The 24,524-nt window shown below is 70.1% G+C and carries 20 protein-coding genes; 13 read left to right on the top strand and 7 right to left on the bottom strand.

The annotated features are described in order from the left end of the window. The first annotated feature begins 2 nt into the window (after positions 1–2). From ACZ0AA_RS07645 to ACZ0AA_RS07630, 4 genes are all read left to right on the top strand, one after another. The gene (locus ACZ0AA_RS07645) at positions 3–1,211 is read left to right on the top strand and encodes a substrate-binding domain-containing protein (RefSeq protein WP_463512575.1); all 1,209 of its coding nucleotides are present in this window, start codon (positions 3–5) and stop codon (positions 1,209–1,211) included. Between the two features lie 82 nt (positions 1,212–1,293). Further along, positions 1,294–2,145 (top strand): sugar phosphate isomerase/epimerase family protein, encoded by an 852-nt coding sequence (locus ACZ0AA_RS07640; protein WP_463512574.1) that lies wholly within the window; start codon positions 1,294–1,296, stop codon positions 2,143–2,145. Positions 2,146–2,172: 27 nt separating this feature from the next. After that, positions 2,173–3,198 (top strand): sugar phosphate isomerase/epimerase family protein, encoded by a 1,026-nt coding sequence (locus tag ACZ0AA_RS07635; protein WP_463512573.1) that lies wholly within the window; start codon positions 2,173–2,175, stop codon positions 3,196–3,198. Next, entirely contained in the window at positions 3,195–3,488 is a 294-nt protein-coding gene (locus ACZ0AA_RS07630) for a Dabb family protein (protein ID WP_463512572.1), read from the top strand. The genes ACZ0AA_RS07635 and ACZ0AA_RS07630 overlap by 4 nt, the downstream gene beginning before the upstream one ends. Before the next feature lie 37 nt (positions 3,489–3,525). On the opposite strand, the gene ACZ0AA_RS07625 is transcribed toward ACZ0AA_RS07630, so the two are convergent. From ACZ0AA_RS07625 to ACZ0AA_RS07605, 5 genes are read right to left on the bottom strand one after another with little or no spacing between them, the layout of a single operon-like run. Continuing rightward, positions 3,526–4,533, bottom strand: coding sequence for an NYN domain-containing protein (locus ACZ0AA_RS07625; RefSeq protein ID WP_463512571.1), 1,008 nt, complete (start codon positions 4,531–4,533; stop codon positions 3,526–3,528). Next, positions 4,526–5,521, bottom strand: coding sequence for a Gfo/Idh/MocA family protein (locus ACZ0AA_RS07620; protein WP_463512570.1), 996 nt, complete (start codon positions 5,519–5,521; stop codon positions 4,526–4,528). The genes ACZ0AA_RS07625 and ACZ0AA_RS07620 overlap by 8 nt, the downstream gene beginning before the upstream one ends. Before the next feature lie 38 nt (positions 5,522–5,559). Next, positions 5,560–6,615: an LLM class flavin-dependent oxidoreductase gene (locus ACZ0AA_RS07615; RefSeq protein ID WP_400865286.1), complete on the bottom strand. Its 1,056-nt coding sequence runs from the start codon at positions 6,613–6,615 to the stop codon at positions 5,560–5,562. 32 nt (positions 6,616–6,647) lie between these two features. Then, entirely contained in the window at positions 6,648–7,940 is a 1,293-nt protein-coding gene (locus tag ACZ0AA_RS07610) for an O-acetylhomoserine aminocarboxypropyltransferase/cysteine synthase family protein (RefSeq protein WP_400865283.1), read from the bottom strand. Next, positions 7,937–8,629, bottom strand: a complete 693-nt coding sequence (locus tag ACZ0AA_RS07605) for an alpha/beta hydrolase (RefSeq protein WP_400865280.1) — start codon at positions 8,627–8,629, stop codon at positions 7,937–7,939. Before ACZ0AA_RS07605 ends, ACZ0AA_RS07610 begins: the two co-directional genes overlap by 4 nt. 119 nt (positions 8,630–8,748) lie before the next feature. On the opposite strand from ACZ0AA_RS07605, the gene ACZ0AA_RS07600 reads away from it, so the two are divergent. From ACZ0AA_RS07600 to ACZ0AA_RS07580, 5 genes are read left to right on the top strand one after another with little or no spacing between them, the layout of a single operon-like run. Then, on the top strand, positions 8,749–10,269 hold the full coding sequence (locus ACZ0AA_RS07600; protein WP_400865277.1) for an ABC transporter substrate-binding protein: 1,521 nt from the start codon (positions 8,749–8,751) through the stop codon (positions 10,267–10,269). Between the two features lie 7 nt (positions 10,270–10,276). Further along, the gene (locus ACZ0AA_RS07595; RefSeq protein WP_463512569.1) at positions 10,277–11,299 is read left to right on the top strand and encodes an ABC transporter permease; all 1,023 of its coding nucleotides are present in this window, start codon (positions 10,277–10,279) and stop codon (positions 11,297–11,299) included. Beyond that, positions 11,296–12,171, top strand: coding sequence for an ABC transporter permease (locus tag ACZ0AA_RS07590; RefSeq protein ID WP_400865272.1), 876 nt, complete (start codon positions 11,296–11,298; stop codon positions 12,169–12,171). Before ACZ0AA_RS07595 ends, ACZ0AA_RS07590 begins: the two co-directional genes overlap by 4 nt. Continuing rightward, positions 12,164–13,069, top strand: a complete 906-nt coding sequence (locus ACZ0AA_RS07585) for an ATP-binding cassette domain-containing protein (RefSeq protein ID WP_463512568.1) — start codon at positions 12,164–12,166, stop codon at positions 13,067–13,069. Before ACZ0AA_RS07590 ends, ACZ0AA_RS07585 begins: the two co-directional genes overlap by 8 nt. Continuing rightward, entirely contained in the window at positions 13,066–15,015 is a 1,950-nt protein-coding gene (locus tag ACZ0AA_RS07580) for an LLM class flavin-dependent oxidoreductase (RefSeq protein ID WP_463512567.1), read from the top strand. The genes ACZ0AA_RS07585 and ACZ0AA_RS07580 overlap by 4 nt, the downstream gene beginning before the upstream one ends. A 13-nt stretch (positions 15,016–15,028) precedes the next feature. On the opposite strand, the gene ACZ0AA_RS07575 is transcribed toward ACZ0AA_RS07580, so the two are convergent. Further along, positions 15,029–15,973, bottom strand: a complete 945-nt coding sequence (locus ACZ0AA_RS07575; RefSeq protein ID WP_400865264.1) for a quinone oxidoreductase family protein — start codon at positions 15,971–15,973, stop codon at positions 15,029–15,031. Positions 15,974–15,982: 9 nt separating this feature from the next. Further along, complete coding sequence (gene hrpA / locus ACZ0AA_RS07570) at positions 15,983–19,861, bottom strand: ATP-dependent RNA helicase HrpA (RefSeq protein ID WP_400865262.1); 3,879 nt, start codon at positions 19,859–19,861, stop codon at positions 15,983–15,985. Positions 19,862–19,886: 25 nt separating this feature from the next. Here hrpA and ACZ0AA_RS07565 point away from each other — a divergent pair, with 25 nt between their 5' ends. The 4 genes from ACZ0AA_RS07565 to ACZ0AA_RS07550 all read left to right on the top strand — a co-directional run bounded on the left by ACZ0AA_RS07565 (position 19,887) and on the right by ACZ0AA_RS07550 (position 24,390). Beyond that, on the top strand, positions 19,887–21,074 hold the full coding sequence (locus tag ACZ0AA_RS07565) for a heparan-alpha-glucosaminide N-acetyltransferase domain-containing protein (protein ID WP_400865260.1): 1,188 nt from the start codon (positions 19,887–19,889) through the stop codon (positions 21,072–21,074). Next, positions 21,071–21,907 (top strand): aldo/keto reductase, encoded by an 837-nt coding sequence (locus ACZ0AA_RS07560; protein WP_400865257.1) that lies wholly within the window; start codon positions 21,071–21,073, stop codon positions 21,905–21,907. Before ACZ0AA_RS07565 ends, ACZ0AA_RS07560 begins: the two co-directional genes overlap by 4 nt. 76 nt (positions 21,908–21,983) lie before the next feature. Continuing rightward, complete coding sequence (gene msuE, locus ACZ0AA_RS07555) at positions 21,984–22,553, top strand: FMN reductase (protein ID WP_400865254.1); 570 nt, start codon at positions 21,984–21,986, stop codon at positions 22,551–22,553. Positions 22,554–22,590: 37 nt separating this feature from the next. Then, positions 22,591–24,390 carry a thioredoxin domain-containing protein gene (locus ACZ0AA_RS07550; RefSeq protein ID WP_400865251.1) on the top strand — a complete coding sequence of 600 codons (1,800 nt, stop codon included), beginning with the start codon at positions 22,591–22,593 and terminating at the stop codon, positions 24,388–24,390. Positions 24,391–24,524: the final 134 nt, after the last annotated feature.

Below are 24,524 nucleotides of genomic sequence, written 5' to 3'. Positions count from 1 at the left end.
CAATGCGACGATCAATGAAGATCGCCACCGCAGGGGTGGCTCTCTTCGGCCTCATCGCGCTCGCCGGGTGTACCACTGACCCGTCCGTGGCGCCGGCGGAGTCGGAGAACCCGGAGGAATCGGCGGAGACCACGGAGTGGTTCGACCAGGAGCTCTTCGACAAGCAGATGGAGGAGCGGGGTGTCGAGCCCCAGGGCCCGGCGGACGAACCGTACCTCCAGCACATCAACGCGGAGATGGTCGACACGTCGGAGTTCGCCAGCGAAGGCGCCAAGAAGGCCTGCTTCGCGAACGCCTCGATCTCGAACCCGTGGCGCCAGACCGGCTGGATCACGATGAACGAGCAGCTCAAGTCGCTGCAGGAGGCCGGTGCGATCAGCGAGATGGAGACCCGCGATGCGCAGGACTCCGATGACACGCAGATCGCCGACATCGACTACTTCATCGCCGAGGGCGGCTGCGACGTCTTCCTCATCTCGCCGAACAGCACCGCGGCGATGACCCCGGCCGTCGAGCGCGCGTGCGAGACCGGCAAGCCGGTGATCGTGTTCGACCGTGGCGTGGACACCGACTGCCCCGTCACGTTCATCCACCCGATCGGCGGATTCGCGTGGGGCATCGACACCGCCGAGTTCCTCATCGACAACCTCGAAGAGGGCGACAAGGTCGTGGCGCTGCGCATCCTCCCCGGCGTCGACGTGCTCGAGCACCGGTGGGCCGCGGCAGAGAAGCTCTTCGACGAGGCGGGTATCGAGGCCGTGGACTACTTCACAGGCGCCGATCCGGCGGAGATCAAGAGCATCATCAGCGACGAGCTCGCCAAGGGCGATGTGCAGGGCATCTGGATGGATGCCGGTGACGGCGCCGTCGCCGCGATCGAGGCCTTCGAGGACGCAGGTGCCGAGTACCCGGTGATGACCGGTGAAGACGAGATGAGCTTCCTCCGCAAGTGGAAGGACACCGGTCTCACCGGGCTCGCACCCGTCTACTCGAACTTCCAGTGGCGCACGCCGCTGCTCGCCGCGCAGATGATCTTCGCCGGTGAAGAGGTGCCGAAGGAGTGGGTGCTGCCGCAGAAGCCGATCACCGAGGGTGAGCTCGACGACTACCTCGCCGCCAACGAGGGCATGCCGGACGGGCACTACGCGAAGTTCGGCGGGGAGAACCTGCCCGGCTACCCGACGGTGTGGCAGGAACGCCAGATCCCGTAACCACGAGTGATGCTCCCGCCCTTCCCTCCGCACCCCGCGGATGGGAGGGTGGGAGCACTCGCGTCATCCCCGAAGGAGCAGGATGCCTCGCACCATCGCCGTCAACACCTGGGTGTGGACGTCTCCGCTCACCGATGCCACTCTCGGGCCGCTCGCGCGGAAGGCCGCCGGCATGGGCTATCAGGCGCTCGAACTGCCTCTCGAGAGCATCGGGGACTGGGATCCGGCGCGGGCCCGCGACGTGCTCGACGATCTCGGCCTCGGCGCGATCGTCGTCGGCGCCATGGGGCCGGGGCGCTCGCTCATCGCTCGGGCCGGCGATGTCGAGGCTACCCAGGGCTACCTGCGATCCTGCATCGGGGCGGCCGCGATACTGGGCTCGGCGGTGGTCGCGGGCCCCTTCTACGCGCCCACCGGCGCGACCTGGCGGATGACGCCGGACGAGCGCTCTCAGGTGGTGCGCGAGCTGCGCGTGAACCTCGAACCGCTGGCGTCGGACGCTGCGGATGCCGGGGTCACCCTCGCTGTCGAGCCGCTCAACCGCTACGAGACCAGCGTGCTGAACACCGTGGAGCAGAGTCTCGACGCACTCGCACCGCTGCTCGGGGCGGGGGTCGGGCTCGCGCTCGACACCTACCACCTGAACATCGAGGAGAAGAAGCCGGCGGAGGCGATCCGCGCGGCGGGATCGGCGATCGCCCACGTGCAGGTGTGCGGCAGCGATCGGGGCGCGGTCGGCGACGACCACACCGATTGGCCGGAGATCCTCCGTGCCCTCGACGATGCGGGATATCGCGGACCGCTCGGGCTCGAGAGCTTCACGGGTGAGAACGCGACGATCGCCGTCGCAGCGTCCGTGTGGCGACCACTCGCGGCGAGTCAGGACGAGCTCGCCGCACGCAGCATCCAGGCACTGAGAGTGCTCGGCGCCTGAGCCGTCACGCGATACGAAGGAGTGTCCATGACCACGCACCCGGTCACGCTGTTCACCGGCCAGTGGGCCGATCTGCCGTTCGAGGAGGTCGCCCGCCTCGCGGCCGAGTGGGGGTACGACGGTCTTGAAGTCGCCGCCTCCGGCGATCACCTCGACCTGCGGCGGGCCGACGAGGACGACGAGTACGTCGCCTCCCGCCTCGAGATCCTCGACCGACACGGACTGCAGATCTTCGCGATCTCGAATCATCTCGCGGGCCAGGCGGTGTGCGACGCGCCCATCGACTTCCGTCACCAGGCGATCCTCCGCGACTACGTGTGGGGCGACGGGGAAGCCGAGGGTGTGCGCGTCCGAGCGGCAGATGACATGACACGGGCGGCTCGAGTGGCCCGCAAGCTCGGCGTCGATACCGTCGTGGGCTTCACCGGCTCGTCGATCTGGCCGTACCTGGCGATGTTCCCGCCTGTCCCGGCATCCGTCATCGAGGCCGGCTTCGAGGACTTCGCCACCCGCTGGAATCCGATCCTCGATGTGTTCGACGCCGAGGGCGTCCGCTTCGCGCACGAGGTGCACCCGGGTGAGATCGCCTACGACTACTGGTCGTCGGTGCGGGCGTTGGACGCGATCGACCACCGCGAGGCGTTCGGGTTCAACTGGGACCCGTCGCACATGATGTGGCAGAACATCGACCCGGTCGGGTTCATCGTCGACTTCGCCGACCGGATCTACCACGTCGACTGCAAGGACACCCGGATGCGGCCGCACAACGGGCGGGCCGGCGTGCTCGGCTCGCACCTGCCCTGGGGAGATCCGCGGCGCGGGTGGGACTTCGTCTCGACCGGTCACGGCGACGTGCCCTGGGAAGACGCGTTCCGGGCGCTCGACGCGATCGGCTACGAGGGCCCGATCTCGATCGAGTGGGAGGACGCGGGAATGGACCGCCTGCACGGGGCGCCGCAGGCGCTCGCCTACGTGCGGTCGCTGCTGTGGCCGGTGCCCACCGCATCCTTCGATGCCGCCTTCAGCAACCAGACGACCGGAGACAACGCATGACCATCCAGCACACCGTCGTCTTCCGCCTCGTGCACGAGGCGGGCAGCCCCGAGGAACGAGAGTTCCTCGCCACCGGCAGAGCGGTGCTCACGTCGATCCCGGGCGTCGAGGAGTTCACGATCCGTCGCCAGGTGAGCCCGAAGAGCGATCTGGAGCACCAGTTCTCGATGGTGTTCCGCGATCGAGCGGCCTACCGCGCCTATGACGCGCACCCGGCGCACACGGCGTTCGTGTCGGAGCGCTGGGTGCCCGAGGTCGCCGCCTTCCAGGAATACGACTTCGAGGAGTGAGCGGCGGACGCGTGAGCGGCCCGTCGCGTGACGCGGGTCAGGCCGAGTCGCGCAGCTTCACCAGACGCTCGTGCCCGGTCTCCTCGAGCTCCGCGATGCTCTCGCGCGACTTGAGGAAGTCCGAGAACGATCGGTAGCCGAGGGCCTTCTCGCTGAACGACGGGTCCATGCGACGCATGTGCGTCTTGACCGCCGAGCTGTGCAGCCACTCGTCGGCGTCGGCCTTGTCGTGCCCGAGGCGCAGTGCGCGGTGCAGCAGCTCGGTCGCCTCGCCCTGCTCTGTGCCCTCGCCGTGGTCGTCGACCTTGGCGGGAGTCGTGGTCGCAGCGGTGGCGGCGGCCGCCTGGGCCTTGGCCTTGGCCGTCTTGGCCGGCTGCCTCGTCCTCGTCTTCGCGGCGGGCTCTGCGGCCGGCTCGACGGGGGGTTCGACGGCGGGCTCCGGCACCGTGACGACGGTCGCCGGAGCGGTCTTGCTCGGACGAACGACACCGGGCAGCGAGTCGTAGGCCTCGAACTCGTCGCACGCGGCGGCCAGCGACTTCGCCGTGGAGCCCGCGACGCCGACGCCGATGACGTAACGGCCCAGGCGCTTGCAGCGCTGCGCGAGCGGGACGTAGTCGCTGTCTCCGGCGACGATCACCACGTGGGTGAGGTCGGGAAGGCGGAACATGTCTTCGACGGCGTCGACGGCGAGGCGGATGTCAGCGCCGTTCTTCGCATAGGCGGCCGCCGGGAAGAGCTGCACGAGATCGACGGCGCGGGCGACGAGCTGCGAGCGGTACACGGCGTTCACCGGCGAGGACCAGTCGGCGTACGCACGCGTGAGCACGAGCGTGCCGAACGACGCCGCATAATCGATGATCGCGCCGACCTCGATCATGGCGCGGGAGAGTCGCTCCGTGACCTCGGGATCGGTCGGATTCTCGGTGATGCGCTGACGGTCCTTGCCGTAGGCGTTGCGACCGTGCACGCGGTCGTACCAGGAGATGACGATGTTGTCGAAGTCGAGGTAGACGGCGACGCGGGCGTCGTTGGCCTCAGCCATGGTTGACTCCTTCGCGCGGGTAGCGCACCCCGATCTGGGCGCGGATGTCATCGAGCGTGCCCATGATCGCGACGCTCTCTGCGATCGGCAGGATGTCTCCCTCGAGCACGCCGTCGGCGACGAGGCGCTCGGCCGCATGGGCCTGATACTGCATGCCGCGGCCGGCGACCTCCGACACGTACTCCTCGACGACAGTGCCGTCCGGCAGCACGACACGGAACGTGGTCGGGGTGTACCAGACACGATCGATGTCGATGCGCGCCGTGGTGCCGATGATGCTCGCGGCGTTCGGGCCCGCGGCTCGCGACGACGAGAGAGTGGTGGAGATCGCGCCGCCCTCGTGGGTCATGACGGTCGCCACCTCGGCATCCGCTCCGGTCTCGATGAGCCGGGCCACAGCGTGGATGCCGGTCGGCGCACCCAGGACGTCCCACACGAACGAGATCGGATAGATCCCCAGGTCGAGCAGCGCACCGCCGCCGAGCTCGAGGGCGTTCAGGCGGTGCTCGGGGTCGTCGGGAAGGAGCTGGGTGTGGTCTGCGCTGACGGCGCGGATCTCGCCGAGCGTGCCGTCGGAGATGATCTCGCGGATGCGCACCATGTGCGGCAGATACCGCGTCCACATGGCCTCCATCGCCAGCAGCCCGCGCTCTGCGGCGAGGTGCTGCAGGTCTTCGGCCTCGCCTCGGTTGAGGGTGAAGGCCTTCTCGACCAGCACGTGCTTGCCGGCCTCGAGCGCGAGGCGCGCATTCTCGTGATGCAGGGGGTGCGGAGTGGAGACGTAGATGATGTCGACGTCGGGATCGGCGACGAGCGCCTCGTAGGAGGAGTGCGCGCGGGGGATGTCGAAACGGGCGGCGAACGCGTCGGCCGACTCCTGCGAGCGTGATCCGACCGCCACGAGATCGAGCCCTGCCGTGCGCAGATCGGATGCGAACGCGCCGGCGATGCCGCCGGTCGCGAGGATTCCCCAACGAAGACCAGTCATGGTCTCAGCGTAGAGGGTGAGGCCGACAGTCGGGACGATCAGGTCAGCGCCGCGAGAGTCCGCTGCGGGACGAGCGGGAAGACCTGATCGGCGATCCGGTCGAGTTCCTCGTCGAGAGGCGATGCCTGGACGAGGAGGAGGGTGATGCCGGCATCCGCGTACTCGTGGATGCGCTCGGCGACCTGTTCGGCCGTGCCGACCAGGTTCGGTCGCAGACCGCGAGTGCCGACCGAGTACTCCCGACGCGTCAGCTCGAGCGACAGCTTCGAGTTGCGCTGGAACTCCTCGAACGACGCGTATCCGGGCGAGTCGGGATCGACGGTCGTGATGCGGTCGAGTTCACGCTGAGCCTCGGCCTCGGTGTCTCGGACGATCACGTAGGCGGGCATGCCGAACTCCGAGACGGGTCGGCCGTGCAGCCTCTCGGAGCGGTCGTTCATGTCGCTCACGTTCGCTCGCACCTCGTCGAGGGTGCCGCCGTGCATGACGTAGGCGTCGGCGAAACCGGCGATCGACTCGCGGCCGGCCTCGCTCTCGCCTCCGGCGAAGATCACCGGATGGCTCGACGGCTTCGGCTCGACGATCGTCCCGTCGAGGGCGTAGTGCGACCCGGCGAACGTGAAGGGCGTCTGCTCCCACAGGCCGTTGAGCACCGTGACGAACTCCTCTGCCTGCACGTAGCGCTCGTCATGGGTCGTGAACTGCCCGCCGAACTGTCGGGCCTCCTCCGCCCACCAGGCGGCGACGACGTTGAGGGCGATGCGCCCGGGAGCGACCTGGTCGAGCGTCGAGACGGTCTTCGCGAGCACCGCCGGCAGGTGGAACCCGGGGCGCACGGCGGTCATGACGCGCAGTCGCTCGGTGACGGCGAGGATGGCCGCCGACAGCGACCAGGCCTCGAGGCTCGGCGCGTCGATGCCCTTGCGGTCGTTGAGGTAGAGCTCCGGTACCAGCGTCGTGTGGAATCCGAGCCGGTCGGCCTTCACCGACACCTCGCGGATGTACTCCCACGTCGCCGCCATGCGGCCCTCGTCGGTGACGTTGCGCAGGAATCCGCCGTAGACGGGCGTCCAGTAGCCGAGGTCGATTGCCATGGTTCTCCTTGAGAGGGTCGGATCGAACGCGCTCAGGCGAGCGCGAGCGCGTGGTCGAGGTCTGCGATCAGATCGCTCGGATCCTCGAGCCCGGCCGACAGGCGGATCGTCGTGAACGAGATGCCGGCCGCGCTGCGCTGATCGGCCGTGAGATGGGAGTGCGTCATCGACGCCGGATGGTTGACGAGGCTGCGGGCGTCGCCGATGTTCGCGACGAGTCTGATCACCTGCAGCGAGTCGATCACCCTCGCCACGCTGGCCTGAGTCTCGGAGCCCTCCGGCACGGCGAGATCGAAGGAGAAGACCGACGGCCCGCCGCGCGGCAGATAGCGCTGGGCGAGGGGATGCCAGGGGTTGGCCTCGAGGCCGGGGTGGTGCACGGCCGTGACCGCCGGATGCTGCCGCAGGTGCCGTGCGATCGCGAGCGCGGTGGCGCTCTGACGCGAGACGCGCAGATCGAGCGTCTCGATGCCCTGCAGGATCTGCCACGCGTTGAACGGCGACAACGAGGGCCCGAGGTCGTGGACGTACTTCGACTTCACGAGGGCCGCGAACGCCTGCCCTGACCCGAAGCGATCCCAGAGCGCGAAGTCGCCGACCCGCGTGTAGGGCTCGGTGAACTGCGGCCAGCGTGCCGGCTCGCGGCCGAAGTCGAACGTGCCCTGATCGACGACGACGCCGCCGAGCGAGGTGCCGTGGCCGCTGAGGAACTTGGTCGCTGAGTGCACCACGAAGTCCGCGCCGTGCTCACCCGGACGCACCAGGTACGGCGTGCCGACGGTGTTGTCGATCACGAGCGGCACCCCGGCCTCGTGGGCGATGTCGGCGACGGCGCGGATGTCGAGCACCTGCGCGATGGGGTTCGCGATGGACTCGGCGAACAGCACCCGGGTCTCCGGCCGGATCGCCGCGCGCCATGCGTCTGAGTCGTCCTGATCGACGAACGTCACCGGGATGCCGAAGTCGTCGAACGTCTCCTGCAGCAGGTCCACGGTTCCGCCGTAGAGCTGTGTGGCGGCGACGATGTGCCCGCCGCGACCGACGAGCGCGAGCAGCGTCACCGCGACCGCCGCCTGCCCGGAGGCGACCGCCACGGCCGCGACGCCGCCCTCGAGGGCGGCGACGCGCTCCTCCAGGATCTGCTGGGTGGGGCTCGCGTTGCGGCTGTAGAGGTTGCCGGCCGCTCGCAGGGCGAAGAGGTCGGCGGCATCGGCCAGCGACGCGAACTCGTAGGCTGCGGTCTGGTAGATCGGCGGGACGGCGCTGTTCTGCGGGGTTCCCGGCACGTAGCCGGCTTGGATCTGTCTGGTCGCGAACTCGGTCATGCGGTCGCCAGAGTCCCTATCGTGTGCGTACGGACGATCGGGGCGTGGGCGTCTCCGCCGCGCAGACGCTCGAGCCACTGCACGAGCGATGCGGCCACGCTGCGGTGCGACTGGTCGTTGAGCGCATCGTGCAGTCCGTCGACGGTCTCGACGATCTCGAGATCCGGAACGGTGCGCAGCGCGGCGATCACCTGCGGCAACGGCGAGACGCTGTCGGCGCCGCCGTGGATCGCGATCACCGGGACCTCGATGGCCGCGAGATCGGCGGGTGCCGGAAGAGGCTCGACGGCGGCGAGGGACTCGGACGATGCCTCGGCGGCGAGCACTCCGAGGTGCAGCGGGCAGGCCGTGCGATCCTCGACGGGCGGTAGCGGCAGCTCCGCGTCCACCAGTGTTCCGGCGACGACGGCGGCGTCGAGCGAGGCGCCCTGTGCGACCAGGCGCAGGACGGCGGACGCTGCAGCATCCGTTCCGACGAGCACCCGCGGGGTGTCACCCGCCGCAGAAAGCCAGTCGCTCGCCGACTCGGCGTCCTCTTCGAAGACGGCGACGACGTAGCCGTCGGAGCTCAGGCGACGGCCGAAACGCTCGTAGACGGCTGCGCGCTCGCCGCGTCCGGTGACGACGGCGAGGGTGCCGCGGACGCGGGCGGGTGGCGCCCAGAGCGCGGGGGAGGAGGTCGTGGTCATGATCCCATCCTGTGTCGGCCGCACCTGGGCGCAGCCGATATTTCGCAGTGTTGCGGTCCGTGACCCTCCGCTTCGCAGGGGATTGTGGGCCTCCACGCCGCACTCCTACGTTCGCTGTCATGACCCCCCGATCTCGCCTGCCCTTCTTCGCCGCCTCAGCAGCCGCGACACTCGCACTCGCCGGCTGCGCCGGCGCAGCAGCCGCTCCCTCCGACTCGTCCGAGGCGACGTCGCTGACCTGGGGCTGGGCGCTGCCCACCAGCTGGGACCCGGTGACGTCGACCGCCGGGTGGGACACACATGCCCTCGCGCTGGTCTACGACGGCCTCACGCAGCTCGACACCGAAGGCGAGGTCGTCCCCGGGCTCGCCGAGAGCTGGGAGTACAACGCCGACGGCACCGCGATCACGTTCCATCTGCGCGAGGGGGCCGAGTTCACCGACGGCACGCCGGTGACCGCCGACGCGGTGAAGCAGAGCATCGAGCGCGGACGCGATCAGGAGAACTCCACGCTCGCGGGTCAGCTGCGGATCGTCGTCGGCGTCGACGTCGACGACGAGCGGACGGTCACCGTGCATCTCGATCAGGCCGACTACCAGGTGCCGTATCTGTTCGCCGGCAAGACCGGATTCATCGTGAACCCGGCAGCATTCGACGACGTCACGACCCTCGCGACCCAGCCCGAGGGCTCCGGTCCGTTCGCTCTCACCGAGTACGTGCCCAACGCCCACGCCGACCTCGAGAAGAACGAGGACTACTGGAACGCGGACCACATCTTCATCGACGACTTCTCGATCGTCCCCGTCACCGACCCCGCGACGGTCGTCGCCGGTGTGAGCTCGGGGCAGTGGGATGTCGCGCAGGTCCCGCCGGCCCAGGTCGACGGCGCCGAGGCGGCGAACCTGGAGGTCGAGACGATCAGGGCCCTCACCGTGCGGGCTCTCGACGTCAACAGCACCGTCGCACCGTTCGACGACCAGCGCGTGCTCCAGGCCATCAGCCATGCCACAGACAGGCAGGCGCTCGTCGATGCCGCCTACTTCGGGCAGGGCACCCCCAACTGGCAGCCGTTCCCCGAGGGATACGTCGCGCACAGCCCCGAGCTCGACGACCTGTACCCGCACGATGTGGATGCCGCGAAAGAGCTTCTCGCCGACGCCGGTCACCCTGACGGGCTGGAGATCACCCTGTCTCTGACCGAAGACGACACGGCGCTCGCCGAGGTGCTGCAGGCGCAGTGGGCCGAGGCGGGCATCGACGTGACGCTGAACGTCCTCCCCGCAGCCGCCGTCGCCCAGAACTACGTGCAGCGCACCCTGCCCTTCGTGCTCGACAGCTATTCGGGCCGTCAGTCGCCGCTGCAGGGACTCGAGGTGCTCTACGGCACCGAGGGGCTGATGAACCTGGGTCGTCAGACGCCCCCCGAGCTCACCGAGGCAATCGATGCCGCGCGTGCGACCCCCACGGATGCCGACGACTACGCCGAGAAGATCCAGAACGCCGTCGAGATCGGCGTGGAGCTGCAGCCGAACACGTTCCTCTTCAGCTGGCCGCGGATCCTCGTGCACCCCGAGAAGGTGACCGGCATCCAGCACTGGCTCGACGTGCAGCGCTGGGAAGACGTGAAGGTCGAGGGCTGAGCCGACCATGTCGACAGCGACCGCCGAGAAGCTCGCACCCCCCGAGCGCGATGACGGGGCCGCAGCGCCGAGCGCCTGGCCGGCGCTGCGGGTGATCCTCGCGACCCTCGTCACGGCGGTCACCGTCTTCCTCCTCGCCACCTTCGCGACCTTCGCACTCGGGGCTGCGAGCGGTTCCGATCCCGCAGCCGTGGCCCTCGGCGAGGTCGCCACGCAGGCCGACGTCGACCGACTGAATCACCAGTTCGGACTCGACCGTCCGTTCCTCGTGAGATACGTCGACTGGATCTCGGGCGCCGTCACAGGCGATCTCGGCACCTCGTGGTTCACGACCATCCCGGTCGCCGACAGCATCGCTCAGGCCTTTCCGGTGAGCCTGTCGATCGCGGCGGGGGCGACCCTGTTCGCCCTCGTCTTCGGGTTCGCCGGCGGTGTGCTCGCCGCGGTGACCCGCGGAGGAGCGATCGATCGGGTGGTGACCGGCTTCAGCACGATCGCCGCCACGGTTCCCGCCTTCGTCGCGGCGATCGCGCTGATCCTGCTCTTCTCCTACGCGATCCCGATCTTCCCGGTCGCCGGGTACACCCCGCCGGAGAAGGATGTGGGAGCGTGGCTGGTCTGCCTCGTGCTGCCGTCGATCGCGCTCAGCCTGGATGCCGGAGCCGACATCGCCAGGCAGCTGCGCACCTCGCTCGTCGGCACCCTCGGGGAGAACTTCATCATCGGGGCGAGGGTGCACGGGCTCGGCCCCGCGCGCATCGTGTTCCGTCACGCGCTGCCCATCGCCTCGGGGCCGGCCCTCTCCACTCTCGGCGTGCACGCACCGCGCCTGGTCGGCGGGGCGGTCATCACCGAGGTGATCTTCGGGATGCCAGGACTCGGGCAGCTCGCCAACCGCGCCGCCCTGCAGGGGGACGTGCCTGTCGTGCAGGGCGTGCTCCTGGTGACCATCGCGATGATCGTGATCGTCGGGGCCGTCCTGAACATCGTGATCTCCCGCACGGGCGGAACCGAGAGGAGTGCCGCATGAGCGTCATCGCATCGCCGGTCGTCGTCAGGTTGTGGCGCACCGGCTGGAGCGTCAGGATCGCACTCCTCGTGCTGGTCGGCGTGGCGCTGCTCGCCGTGGCCGGGCCCGCCCTCGCACCGCAGGATCCGCTCGCGCAGAACGCGTCGGCGGCACTGCAGGAGCCGAGCCTGGGGCACCTGCTCGGCACGGACTACGTCGGCAGGGATGTGCTCTCACGGCTGTTCGCCGGGGCGCCTGCGTCTCTGCTCAGCGCCATCGCCGCCGCGCTCATCGGTCTCGTGCTCGGAGCGGTGCCCGGAGCCCTGAGCGCGTTCGTGCCGAAGTTCGCCGAGTGGTTCTCGCTGCGCATCGTCGATGCGCTCCTCGCGCTGCCGTTCATCCTGTTCGCGATCGTGTTCGCGGCGCTGCTGGGCAACGGGCTCGTCCAGGCCACGCTCGCGATCGGCATCCTGGTCGCCCCCGGTTTCTTCCGCATCGCGCGCGCCGCCACCCTGCGGGTGCGCGATTCCCAGTACATCGACGCGGCCGGGTACCTGGGTGCCTCGGCGTGGTGGATCCTGCGGCGGCATGTGTGGCGGCAGGTCGCGCCCAACCTGGTCGTGGCGTCGGTCTCGGCGCTGGGCGGCGCGCTTCTCGCCGTCGCCTCGCTCACCTTCCTCGGCATCGGGGTGCAGCCGCCGGCACCGACCTGGGGAGGGATGCTGTCGAGCGACCTCGGATACCTCGGTCAGCGGCCGTGGGGGCCGCTCGCCCCGGCGCTCGCGATCATCGTCACGGTCGGCGCTCTCAACGTGGTCGCCGACGCGGCGCGGGACGTGCTCGGATCTCCGGCGGTCACGCCGGCGAAGCGGAAGGCGGTCGCCCATGTCTGACACCCGGTCGATCATCGAGGCACGCGGCACGGTGCAGCGCACCGCGGCCGTGGTGCACGGGACGCCCCTGCATCCCTCCTTCGACGAGGCCTCCCTCGCGCGTCCGGCCACGGCCGCAGTCACGGATCTCGTGATCACCGCCTCGGACGGCACGGAACTCGTGCACGGTGTCACGGCATCGGTTCGTCCGGGTGAGGCGCTGGGCATCGTCGGCGAGTCGGGAAGCGGCAAGACCCTCACGTGCCGCGCCCTGCTCGGCATCCTGCCCGCGGGCCTCGAGGTCACCGGCGGAACGGTGCACGTCGACGGGGTCGATCTCACCGGTGCGGATGAACGCGCATGGCGGCGGGTGCGCGGCACGCACATCGGTGCGGTCTTCCAGGATCCGGCCTCGTATCTGAACCCCGCGATCCCCGTCGGCGCCCAGCTCGAGGAGACCCTGAGGGTCACTGCCTCGCTGGGGCGTCGTCAGGCCAGGGAACGAGCGCGCGAGTTGCTCGACGACCTCGGCATCCGCCGCGTCGACCTGGTGCTGCGTCAGCGCGTCGCACAGCTGTCGGGTGGGATGCTGCAGCGGGTCCTCATCGCGATGGCGCTCGCCGCCGACCCCGCGGTGCTGATCGCGGACGAGGCGACGACGGCACTCGACGTCACGGTGCAGGCGGAGCTGCTCGAGCTCCTCAGCCGCCTGCGCAGGGAGCGCGACCTCGCGCTCATCCTGGTCTCTCATGATCTCGCCGTCGTGGCCCAGGTGTGCGAGCGCGTGCAGGTCTTCCGCGACGGGCACGTCGTCGAGGCCGGCGCGACATCGCGGGTTCTGCGAGCCCCGGCCCACGCCTACACGCGGGAGCTGCTCAGCGCGCACGCCGCGTACGGACTCGAGAGGTTCCTCGCATGACCGTTCCCATCCTCGAACTCGAAGACCTCACGGTCGACTACGGACGCGTGCGTGTGCTCGATCGCATCTCGCTCACCGTGCGGCCAGGCGAGGTCGTCGGCGTGGTCGGTGAATCCGGCTCGGGCAAGACGACGCTCGCCAAGGCCGTGCTGCGTGCGGTCGACCCCTCTGCGGGGTCGCGCCTCGTCGTGGACGGTCGCGACGTCACGCGTCTCCGTGGCGGCGCGTTGCGGGCCTGGCGGCGCGGCGGTGCCGTGCAGTACGTGTTCCAGGATCCGCTGCGGTCCCTGGATCCCGGTGTCCGCGTCGCCGACTCGATCGTCGAGGGGCTTCGCATCGCGGGCGTCCCCGCAGCCGATGCCGCACGCCGCCGCGCGGCTGCCCTCGCCGCGGTCGGTCTCGACGAGGAGCTCATCGCGCGCCTGCCCGCGGGCCTCTCCGGCGGGCAGCGCCAGCGTGCGGCGATCGCCCGCGCACTGGTCGTCGAGCCGCGGCTGCTGCTGCTCGACGAGCCGGTCAGCGCACTCGATGCGGCGAGCCGCGACCGGGTCGTTCAGGCGCTCATCGCGCTGCGCGACGCGCGCGGATCCGAGCTCGCGATGCTGGTGATCTCGCACGACATCGGATCGCTCGCCGCGATGAGCGACCGGCTGATCGTGCTCGACCACGGACGCATCGTCGAAGACGGACCCACGCGTCGTGTGATCTCCCGTCCCGAGCATCCGTACACCCGGCTGCTCATCGACTCCGTCCCCCTCATCCACGCGCCTCGGGCGAACCGCCCGTCGCCCGCCCCCCGTCAGGAGCTGAAGCACATGCCCATCGAACTGCTCGGAATGATCGCCACGACCGCCGGATCGGAGTCGAAGGCCGTCGACGGACCCGCCGTCGACGCAGCCTACGTGCGGGAGTTCTCCCGAGCCCACGAGGAGGCGGGGTTCGACCGCGTCCTGATCGGGTACAGCGCCAGCTCTCCGGACGGGTTCGCGGTCGCCTCGGCGGCGCTGCACTCGACCGGGAGGCTGAAGGTGCTCATCGCGCACCGGCCCGGATTCGTCGCCCCGACGGTCGTCGCCCGCAAGCTCGCCACCCTCGATCACCTCACGGGTGGGGGAAGGGTCGCGATCCACCACATCAGCGGAGGCAGCGAGGCCGATCAGCGCAGGGACGGCGACTTCAGCGACAAGTCCGACCGCTACCGGCGCACGGGCGAGTTCATCGACGTGCTCCGACGGACGCTCGCATCCGACGAGCCGTTCGACTATCACGGCGACTTCTATCGGGTCGAGGGCGCGTTCTCGGCGGTGAAGCCTGCGACGGACGCGGGGATCCCGGTGTTCTTCGGCGGGCTCTCGGAAGGCGCTGTCGAGGTGGGCGCCCGCGGCGCCGATGTCTACATGCTCTTCGGCGAACCTCTCGCAGACGTCGCCGAGCACATCCGCACGATCCGCGCTGCGGCGGCGAAGGAGGGGCGAACGGTCGAGTTCAGCCTCTCGACGAGACCGATCATCGGAGCCACCGAGGCCGAGGCCTGGGAGAAGGCGGAGCGCATCTATGCCGAGACAGAGGCCGTGATCGCGAGCCACGCCTCGGGCAACCCGCTCACGTTCGCGCGTCCGGCGCAGCACGAGCCGGTTCCGGTGTCCGCCGACCGTCTGCAGCAGGCCGCTCGGCGTGGCGACGTGCACGACGAGCGGCTGTGGCTCGGCATCACCAGGCTCACCGGCCCGGCCGGCAACTCCACGGCACCGGTCGGCACGCCCGAGCAGGTGGCCGAGGCGCTGCTGAAGTACTACGACCTGGGGGTGACGCGCTTCCTCATCCGCGGATTCGATCCGCTCGGCGACGTGCGCGACTGGGGTGCTGAGCTCGTGCCGGCGCTCCGGGAGGGGGCCCGGCTCCGCGATGAGGCGAGCGCGGCGCAGAGCGAGGAGCGGGTCGCCTGAGCGGCAGGACTCGCTACGGGATCAGGACGATCTTGCCCGAGGCGGCGCCGGACTCCATGAGCTCATGAGCCTGCGCCGCTTCGGCGAGCGGCAGCTCGGGGCCGAGCTCGATGACGAAGTCTCCGCTGGCGAGCAGCTCGACGGTCGCGCCCAGCGCCTCGGCCCGCCAGGCGAGCTCCTGCTCGGTGAGCGGCGTGGGGGAGCCGCCGGAGAAGGCGCGGATGCCGAAGGATGCGGCATCCGGTCCGCGCACGATCGTCGCGACGCGGTCGCGGTCGGTGACGAGCTCGAGCGAGACCTCGATGGCCTCATCGGTGCCTGCGCAGTCGAGAGCCACGGTCACGCCGTCCGGCGCAGCCTCGCGCACGCGCTCGAGCAGTCCGTCACCGTAGGCCACCGGCGTGGCGCCGAGTTCGCGCAGCTGATCGTGTCGCGCGGGGCTGGCGGTGGCGATCACGGTGGCGCCCCAGGCGACGGCGAACTGCACGGCTGCCTGCCCGACCGAGCCGGAGCCGCCGTGCACCAGCAGCACATCGCCGTCTGCGACGCCGAGCGAGCGGAGCGCCTGGTAGGCGGTGCCGGCGGGGATGCCGATGCCGGCGCCCTCGGCTGAGGTGACCGCATCGGGCAGAGCCACGAGCTTCTCGACGGGCACGGCGAGCAGGCTCGAGTAGGTGCCGACGGTGTCGCGGATCGCCACGCGGTCGCCCACGGCGAATCCGTCGACGTCGTCGCCGAGCGACTCGATCACCCCGGCGCCGTCGAAGCCGACGGCGCGCGGTTCGGTGATCGGCGGCGAGGGCCGTTTCGCGCTGCGCAGCTTGGCGTCGATCGGGTTCGCCCCTGCCGCCTCGATGCGCACCACCGCTTCGCCGCTGAGTGCGATCGGATCGGGGATCTCGATCAGGTGCAGCACATCAGGGGAACCGAACTCTGTGTAGACGATCGCGCGAGCCATGCCCTCAGGCTACCCCCGCGATGCCAGCACCTTCATGATGCGCTGCGGCGAGACGGGCTGGGCCGTGCCGAGCCGCTGCGCGAACACGCTCACGCGATACTCCTCGAGCAGCCAGCGCGTCTCGACGATCGCAGGGGGAGCGCCGGGTGCGACCGGGATCGTCCCTCCGGCATCCTCGAACGCCTTCGCCATGCGCTCGAACTCGCTCATGCGGGTGCGGTCCTTGCCAGGCTCGTTCGCCAGGGTCTTCAGACGATCGAGCATGCCTTCGAGGTACCGGGGGAAGTGCGCGAGGCGCTCCACGCCGCTCGCCGCGACGAACCCCGGGTGCAGGAGTCCGGAGAGCTGCGTCCGGATGTCGTTGAGCGGCCCGAGCAGAGCGAGCGAGTTCTGCGACCGGATGCCGCGCTCGACGTCGCGGGTCTTCGTCAGGATGCGGGCGACGAGGGAGACGCAGGCGAAGAGCTCGTCGACGAGGGATGCCGAGACGGCGTCGCGCACGCGCTCGAACTCGACCTGGGTGCGCACGATGCCGCCAGGGGCCGCCCTGTCGATGAGGTTCTGCACCACGGCAGCACGGCAGTCCTCGATGAGGGCCGCCGCCGACTGATACGGCGACGCGGCGAGTGCGAGCTTCTCCTGGCTGGTGAGGTGCTGCTGCACGTACGACGAGGGTGAGGGCACGCCGAGCAGCACGAGTCGCAGCACGCCGGCGCGAGTGGCCGTGACCGCGGCCTCCGCTGTCGATTCCACGCGCACCGAGACGGTCTTGCCCTGGTCGACGATCGCCGGATAGCCGCGGACGACACCGCCGGCGACGCGCGTGTCGAGCACCTCTGGCAGTTCGCCGAAGGTCCACGTCGTGAGGCCGTCCTTCTCGATCGAGGTGGCGGCGGCCGCGGGGCGGGGGCCCTTCGCGGGCCCCGGCTGACGCGGTGGCGCCGCGATCGACCGGGCGACGCTGCTGCGGGCGCGGTCGGCGAGCTCCGCCTGCAGCGTGCTCAGGTCTCGGTTCGATCCGACCACGCGTCCGCGTTCGTCGACGGCGCGGAAGTTCATGCGCAGGTGCGCCGGCACCCGGTCGTCCTCGAACTCCGTCGCAGAGACGAGCTGATTGGCGAGGGGCTGGATGAGGCGGGCGAGGGCCTCCTTGAGCGTGCGATTCGGGAGACCGCCGTGCGACTCGGGGCCGTCTCCGGCCAGTTCTGACCCGAACTTGTCTGCCCAGTCGGCCGCAGGCACCACGTGCCTCCTGATGGCTTTGGGCAGTGCGCGGAGCAGACCGGTGACGAGCTCGGCGCGGAGGCCGGGCACCTGCCAGTCGAAGCCCCTGTCCTCGATCTGCGCGAGCAGGGGGAGCGGGATCACGACGCTGACGCCGTCATCGGCGGCTCCCGGCTCGAAGCGGTAGGCGAGTCCGAGCACCTGGTCGCCCTGCGTCCACCTCGTGGGGAACTCGCTCTGATCGGCCCTGCTGTCGTCGTCGAGCAGGTCGGCCTCGCGCATCACGAGCAGCTTCGGTGTGGCGGCCAGCGTCTCGCGCCACCACTTCTCGAACGAGCGCACGTCGAAGACGTCTGCCGGGATCCGCTCGTCGTAGAAGCGGAAGACGGCCTCGTCGCCGGCGAGGATGTCGCGGCGGCGCTCGCGCTCCTCGAGCTTCTCGAGGCGCTTGCGCAGCTCGGCGTTGCTGCGCCAGAACGCGCTGACCCGCTTGTCGATGCGCGTCGGGTCCCATTCGCCCTCGACCAGGGCGTGCCGCACGAACATCTCGCGCGAGGCGGCGCGGTCGATGCGCGCGAACTGCACGCGGCGGCGGGGGATGATCTCGACCCCGAACAGCGTCACCTTCTCGTAGGCGACCGCGGCACCCGCATCCTTCGACCAGTGCGGCTCGGTGACCTGGCGCTTCGCGAGATCACCGGCGAGTGCTTCGGCCCACGCCGGATCGATCGCGGCGACGGTGCGTGCGTAGGTGCGCGAGGTCTCGACGATCTCGGCGGCCATGACCGCCTGCGGGGCCTTCTTGCGCAGCGCCGAGCCGGGGAAGATCGAGAAGCGGATGCCGCGGGCACCTCGGTACTCCGCCATCCTCTTCTTCTTGGGATCCAGGCCCTTGCCCGTGTTGCGCTCGTCGAGGATGCCGATCTGCGACAGCAGACCCGCGAGCAGGGCGCGATGGATCGCCTCCGGATCCGCGCTGCCGGAGCGTCCTGAGTCCTTCTCCTTCACGAGCGACCGCAGCTGGCGGTGCACGTCGAACCATTCGCGCACCCGGACGTAGTTCAGGTGCTCGGAGCGGCAGAGGCGACGGAACGCGCTCGAGCCGAGCTCGCGCTGCTGCTCCCTGAGGTGGTTCCAGAGGTTGAGGATCGAGAGGAAGTCGCTCGTCGGGTCGGCGAACCGCGCGTGCATGCGGTCTGCCTCGTCCCGCACGCTCTGCGGCGCCTCCTGCGACGGCCGCTCGCGCACGTCCTGGATCGACATGCCGGCGACGATCGCGAGCACGTCGCGCGTCACGTCGGCCCCGCCGGGGCGCCCCGCCTCGATGAGCATGCGGGCGAAGCGGGGGTCGATCGGGATGCGCGAGATGTCGCGTCCGATGCGGGTGAGGCGTGGGGTGTCTCCGCTTCCGGTCACGGCGCCGAGCTCGGTGAGCAGATCGACCGCGGCCTTCACGCCGCGGGAGTCCGGAGGGGTGAGGAACGGGAAGGCGGTGATGTCGCCGAAGCCGAGCGACAGCATCTGCAGGATGACCGAGGCGAGCGACGTGCGCAGGATCTCGGGTTCGGTGAACTCGGCTCGACTGTCGAAGTCCTCTTCGCTGTACAGACGGATCGCGATGCCGTCGCTCGTGCGGCCCGCGCGGCCGGAACGCTGATTCGCGGAGGCCTGCGAGATCGCCTCGATCGGCAGTCGCTGCACCTTCGAGCGGTTGCTGTACCGCGAGATGCGGGCGGTGCCGGTGTCGATCACGTAGCGGATGCCGGGAACGGTGAGGCTGGTCTCGGCGACGTTCGTGGCGAGCACGACGCGACGGCGCACCCCGGCGACGCGGCTCTTCTCGAACACCCGGTGCTGCTCGGCCGCCGACAAGCGCCCATACAGCGGCAGCACCTCGGTGGGGGAGCGGTCTTTCGAATAGGCGCCTCGCACGGCATCCGCCGCGTCTCTGATCTCGGCCTCGCCCGGCAGGAACACGAGGACGTCGCCGGGCTCCTCCCGGTCGAGCTCGCGCAACGCCGCGACGATCGCGGTCACCTCGTCGGATTCCTCGGTCTCCTCCGTCTGAGCCCGGTAGCGGATCTCGACGGGGAAGGTGCGCCCCGACACCTCGATGACCGGCGCGGGCTCGCCCTGAGCGGTGGCGAAATGCCGGGCGAAGCTCTCCGGGTCGATCGTGGCCGAAGTGATGATCACCTTGAGGTCGGGGCGCTCCGGCAGGATCCGCACGAGGTAGCCGAGCAGGAAGTCGACGTTGAGCGAGCGTTCGTGGGCCTCGTCGATGATGATCGTGTCGTAGCGGCGGAGCAGACGATCGCGGTGGATCTCGTTCAGCAGGATGCCGTCGGTCATCAGCGCGATGCGCGTCTCGTCCGACACCTTGTCGGTGAAGCGCACCTTGTAGCCGACGAGGGTACCGAGCTCGACCTGCAGCTCTTCGGCGACCCGCTCGGCGATCGTGCGGGCGGCGAGCCGTCGGGGCTGCGTGTGCGCGATGCGCTCGCGCCCGAGGTCGAGGCAGATCTTCGGCAGCTGGGTCGTCTTGCCCGAGCCCGTGGCACCGGCGACGATGACGACCTGGTTGTCGCGGATGGCGTCGGCGATCTCGTCTCGCGCAGCGCTGACCGGCAGCTCGGGAGGATAGAAGATCACAGGGGAAGGCATAGAACTCCCATCGTACGATTCATCCGTGAGCACTGTGTCGAAGCCCCTTCCCGCAACGCGGTGGTTCCGTGAGTTCGGGCGGGCTCCGCGCATCCTCGGACTCGACATCGCCCGAGGCCTCGCGATCCTCGGCATGGCGGGCGCGCACATCGGCGAGACCGAGGCGTTCGATCCGTTCGACCTGTCGACGTGGACCGACCTCGTGCACGGGCGCTCGTCGATCCTGTTCGCCGTGCTCGCCGGCGTCTCGATCGCCCTGATGACCGGGCGCAGCGCGCTGCCCGAGCCCGAGCGGATGCCGAGCATCCGCCTGCAGCTCGTCGGTCGCGGAGCGGTGATCTTCCTGATCGGTCTGGCCCTGGAGATGCTGAACACGCCGATCGCGGTGATCCTCACCCTCTACGGGCTCCTCTACGTGGCTGTCATCCCGTTCCTCCGGTGGCAGCCGTGGAAGCTGCTGATCGCCGCCGGCATCCTGGCGCTCGCGGCGCCGGCCGTGCTCGCACTGCTCGCCGCGCTCACGCTGTACCCCACCGGAGCGGGCATCAGCCTCGTGCTCTACGGCTCGTATCCGATCACGGCGTGGCTCGCGTTCGTCTTCGCCGGCATGGCTCTCGGGCGCCTGCACGTCGAGAAGCTCGAGACCGCGGCCATCACGTTCGGCGTCGGCGTCGCGCTCATGGTCGTCGGATACGGCCTCGGCCTCGTCGGGGGAGTCGCCGGCATCAGGTCCTCCTCGTGGATGACAGAAGGAGAGGGGGCGTCGGGATGGAGCACCTACCCGGACGCTCTGGCGGCGGCGGACCCCGGAGGCGCCGTCATCCGTGCGATCTTCGCCGTCGATCCGCACTCGGGCGGGACGGCGGAGATTCTGGGCTCCGGCGGGTTCGCCCTCTCCGTCATCGCGCTGTGCGTGCTGCTCAGCGGTCCGTTGCGCGCGGTGCTCCTTCCGCTGGGGGCGTTGGGGTCGATGCCGCTGTCGGCCTACAGCGTGCACGTCGTGTCGGTCGCGCTGATCGCAGGACCGGGTGGCTTCTTCTCGAGCAATGCACTCTGGGCCGCGACGGCCATCGCGCTGCTCCTCGTCACGACGCTGTGGTCGATCCTGTTCGGGCGAGGGCCGCTCGAACGACTCGTCGGCTGGGCTGCGACGAGGATGGCCGCGGTTCCCCCTGGGCCGCCTGTCATCACAGGTCGTAGGGTGGGATCATGACGATTCCTGCACTCGAACTGAACGACGGCCACTCCATCCCGCAGCTCGGCTACGGGGTGTTCAAGGTTCCGGCCGACGAGACCGAGCGCGCCGTGAGCGAGGCGCTCGAGATCGGCTACCGCCACATCGACACGGCTGCCATCTACGGCAACGAAGAGGGTGTGGGCGCGGCCATCGCCGCATCCGGCATCGCCCGCGACGAGCTGTTCATCACTACGAAGCTCTGGAACGACCGCCACCACGGCGAGGAGCCGCGCGCGGCGATCGGCGAGAGCCTCGACAAGCTCGGTCTCGACGCGGTCGACCTCTACCTCGTGCACTGGCCCACTCCGGCCAAGGACGACTACGTGCACGCCTTCGCCAAGCTCATCGAGCTGCGCGAGGCCGGCCTCACCCGCAGCATCGGCGTCTCGAACTTCCTCGTGCCGCACCTCGAGCGTGTCGTGGCGGAGACCGGCGTGACGCCTGCGGTCAACCAGATCGAGCTGCATCCGGCCTACCAGCAGCGCGACGTGGTCGATTGGGCGACCGAGCACGGCATCCGCATCGAGTCGTGGGGGCCGCTCGGCCAGGGCAAGTACGACCTGTTCGGCACGCCGGCGATCGCCGAGGCTGCAGCGGCGCACGATGTCACCCCCGCTCAGGCGGTGCTGCGCTGGCATCTGCAGCGTGGATTCATCGTCTTCCCGAAGTCGGTGCGGGCAGAGCGACTGCGCGAGAACCTCGACGTGTTCGGCTTCGAGCTGACAGATGCCGAGATCGCGAAGATCGACGCGCTCGACCCGCTCGACGGCTCAGGCCGCGTCGGCTCGCACCCCGACGACGTCAACTGAGGCGCCCCGTTTCGACAGATGACGCCCCGTGTCGCTTCCCGCGACACGGGGCGTCGTCGTGAGTAGCGTCAACGGCATGACAGCTCCCTACCGCGTCGTCGCCGTCTCCGGTTCTCTGCACGAGCCCAGCAAGACCACGGCCCTCGTCCGTGCGATCGCCGGGGCGATCGCCGAGCGCGCCGAGGTCGAGATCGAGGTCATCGAGCTCACCGACATCGGCCCGTCGCTCGCCGGGGCGCTGCGTCGCGACCATCTTCCGGCGAACGTCGAGGAGAAGCTCCTGGCCATCGAGGCGGCAGACCTGCTGATCGTCGGCAGCCCCGTCTACCGCGCGTCCTTCACCGGCCTGTTCAAGCATCTGTTCGACTTCGTCGGCCAGTACGAGCTCGTCGGCAAGCCGGTGCTGCTCGCGGCGACCGGCGGGGGCGAGCGCCACGCTCTGATCATCGAGCACCAGCTGCGGCCGCTGTTCGCCTTCTTCCAGGCGCTGACGCTGCCGCTCGGCGTCTACGCCAGCGACACCGACTTCGACGGCTATGTGATCGCGTCCGACGTCCTGCACGCACGCATCGCCCTCGCCGCCGACCGCGCGCTGCCGCTCGTGGGCTACGCCGCATCGCGGCCGGCGGAGCTGCTCGTCTCCTGACCGTCTCGTCGTGCGCTGATCGGCGTAGCGTGGGCGTATGACGAACCGGCTCGCCGACACGCTCAGCCCTTATCTCCGCGCGCACGCGGACAACCCCGTCGACTGGTATCCCTGGGGGCCGGAGGCCTTCGCCGAGGCGCAGCGCCGTGACGTGCCGCTGCTGATCTCGATCGGCTATTCGACGTGTCACTGGTGCCACGTGATGGCGAGGGAGTCGTTCGCCGACCCCGACACGGCGGCGTCGATCAACCGCGACTTCGTGGCGATCAAGGTCGACCGCGAGGAGCATCCGGATATCGATGGCGCCTACATGGCCGCAGCCTCGGCGTTCACGCAGAATCTCGGCTGGCCGCTCACGGTCTTCACGACGCCGCGGGGCCGCACGTTCTACGCCGGCACCTACTGGCCGCCGGAGGCACGACAGCCGATGCCCGCCTTCCGCGATGTGCTCGCCGCCGTGAACGAGGCGTGGACCGTGCGCCGTGCGCAGGCCGAGGAATCGGCGGATGCCGTGACCGATGCACTCGCCAGGGCAGCGGCATCCGTCCCCTCCGATCTGCCGGACGCGGTGGCGCTCGCAGGGGCGGCCGAGACGATCGCCGCGCGCGAGGATCGCCAGTTCGGCGGGTTCGGCGGCGCTCCGAAGTTCCCCGTCGCGACGACGCTGAGTCTGCTGCAGACGCCGCTCGTGCGTCGAGAGGCTCCGGATGCCGCGGCCTCCGCCGACCGCGCCCTCGCGGCGATGTCGGCGTCGGCCCTGCGCGACGAGGACGGCGGATTCTTCCGCTACGCGACGCAGCGCGACTGGACCGTGCCGCACTACGAGCGGATGCTGACGGACAACGCCCAGCTGCTCGCCATCGCGCTCGACGCGGGGGACGAGCCGACCGCCCGCGGTGTCGCGGACTTCCTCGTGAGCACTCTGCGACGAGCGAGCGGAGGGTTCGGCGCCGCCCAGGACTCGGAGTCGATGATCGACGGACGACGCGATGAGGGCGGGTACTACCGGCGCCCCGTCGCGGATCGGGCGGGACTCGAGCCCCCGGCCGTCGACGGCAAGGTCATCACGGGCTGGAACGGTCTGGCCATCGCAGCCCTCGCCCGAGCAGGGGCCGTGCTCGCGGAGAGCTCGTGGGTGCAGGCCGCGGTCGACGCCGCCGAACTCGTGCTGCGGGTCAACCGGGATTCGACGGGAGCGCTCGTGCGCGCGTCGCTCGACGGCGTCGCGTCGGGTGCGGTGGCGACGGCCGCCGATGTCGCGCTGCTCGCCGACGGCCTGTTCGCGCTGGCCGTGGTCACCGGCGAGGCGGCGTGGGCCGCCGAGGCACGTGAGTTGCTCGACACGGCGATCGAGGGGCTCGATGGCGATCCTCTGCTCGCGGCGCACGGCATCGCCGCGTCGCCCGACCAGACCGACGGAGATTTGCCGTCGGATGCCGCAGCCGTGGCCGCTGCGGCGCTCACCGCGTGGCGGCTCGGCGCGGGGGACCGGTATCGGGAGGCGGCGGCCGAACGCGTGCGCGAGCACGCCGGTCAGGCCGTGTCGCAGCCGTTCGCACACGGCAGCCTGCTGCGCGTGGCGGCGGGACTCGTTGATGCCTCGAGGCAGATCGTCGTCGTCACCGAGACGCCGGACGGTGCGCTCGCGTCTGCAGCGCGCACGGCAGACGCCGACGTGATCGCGATCGTGGCCCCCGCACAGGCGAGGGTGTTCGCGGATGCCGGCTTCGAACTGTTCGAGGGCAAGGCCGACGCGAGGGAGCAGGCGTTCGACTGCCGGTCGTTCGTGTGTCGGCTCCCGGTGAGCGACCCCACCGACCTTCCCCTCGCGCGGTGAGAACCCCGTGCCCGCGGGCGGCTGTGCAGTCTGCTCAGCGGTTCCGCGATTCCACCCCGCCGGCTGCGCGCGTTGCGCACCGGATGCTGCACCGATTGCCCACCCGTCGATCCTCGGTCTAGTGTTGCGCGACA

It is taken from the genome of Microbacterium sp. AC035 (assembly GCF_979258485.1).
The sequence above is the reverse complement of the archived record's forward strand: the minus strand, read 5'-3'. Positions and strand labels throughout refer to the sequence as shown.

Excerpts from the sequence above, each read along its gene's own strand:
- ACZ0AA_RS07560 (WP_400865257.1), top strand. The coding sequence starts at position 21,071 with ATGACGATTCCTGCACTCGAACTGAACGACGGCCACTCCATCCCGCAG.
- hrpA (WP_400865262.1), bottom strand. The coding sequence starts at position 19,861 with ATGCCTTCCCCTGTGATCTTCTATCCTCCCGAGCTGCCGGTCAGCGCT.
- ACZ0AA_RS07640 (WP_463512574.1), top strand. The coding sequence starts at position 1,294 with ATGCCTCGCACCATCGCCGTCAACACCTGGGTGTGGACGTCTCCGCTC.
- ACZ0AA_RS07595 (WP_463512569.1), top strand. The coding sequence starts at position 10,277 with ATGTCGACAGCGACCGCCGAGAAGCTCGCACCCCCCGAGCGCGATGAC.
- ACZ0AA_RS07605 (WP_400865280.1), bottom strand. The coding sequence starts at position 8,629 with ATGACCACGACCTCCTCCCCCGCGCTCTGGGCGCCACCCGCCCGCGTC.
- ACZ0AA_RS07625 (WP_463512571.1), bottom strand. The coding sequence starts at position 4,533 with ATGGCTGAGGCCAACGACGCCCGCGTCGCCGTCTACCTCGACTTCGAC.
- ACZ0AA_RS07610 (WP_400865283.1), bottom strand. The coding sequence starts at position 7,940 with ATGACCGAGTTCGCGACCAGACAGATCCAAGCCGGCTACGTGCCGGGA.
- ACZ0AA_RS07575 (WP_400865264.1), bottom strand. The coding sequence starts at position 15,973 with ATGGCTCGCGCGATCGTCTACACAGAGTTCGGTTCCCCTGATGTGCTG.
- msuE (WP_400865254.1), top strand. The coding sequence starts at position 21,984 with ATGACAGCTCCCTACCGCGTCGTCGCCGTCTCCGGTTCTCTGCACGAG.
- ACZ0AA_RS07620 (WP_463512570.1), bottom strand. The coding sequence starts at position 5,521 with ATGACTGGTCTTCGTTGGGGAATCCTCGCGACCGGCGGCATCGCCGGC.
- ACZ0AA_RS07645 (WP_463512575.1), top strand. The coding sequence starts at position 3 with ATGCGACGATCAATGAAGATCGCCACCGCAGGGGTGGCTCTCTTCGGC.
- ACZ0AA_RS07615 (WP_400865286.1), bottom strand. The coding sequence starts at position 6,615 with ATGGCAATCGACCTCGGCTACTGGACGCCCGTCTACGGCGGATTCCTG.
- ACZ0AA_RS07580 (WP_463512567.1), top strand. The coding sequence starts at position 13,066 with ATGACCGTTCCCATCCTCGAACTCGAAGACCTCACGGTCGACTACGGA.
- ACZ0AA_RS07585 (WP_463512568.1), top strand. The coding sequence starts at position 12,164 with ATGTCTGACACCCGGTCGATCATCGAGGCACGCGGCACGGTGCAGCGC.
- ACZ0AA_RS07550 (WP_400865251.1), top strand. The coding sequence starts at position 22,591 with ATGACGAACCGGCTCGCCGACACGCTCAGCCCTTATCTCCGCGCGCAC.
- ACZ0AA_RS07635 (WP_463512573.1), top strand. The coding sequence starts at position 2,173 with ATGACCACGCACCCGGTCACGCTGTTCACCGGCCAGTGGGCCGATCTG.
- ACZ0AA_RS07630 (WP_463512572.1), top strand. The coding sequence starts at position 3,195 with ATGACCATCCAGCACACCGTCGTCTTCCGCCTCGTGCACGAGGCGGGC.
- ACZ0AA_RS07600 (WP_400865277.1), top strand. The coding sequence starts at position 8,749 with ATGACCCCCCGATCTCGCCTGCCCTTCTTCGCCGCCTCAGCAGCCGCG.
- ACZ0AA_RS07590 (WP_400865272.1), top strand. The coding sequence starts at position 11,296 with ATGAGCGTCATCGCATCGCCGGTCGTCGTCAGGTTGTGGCGCACCGGC.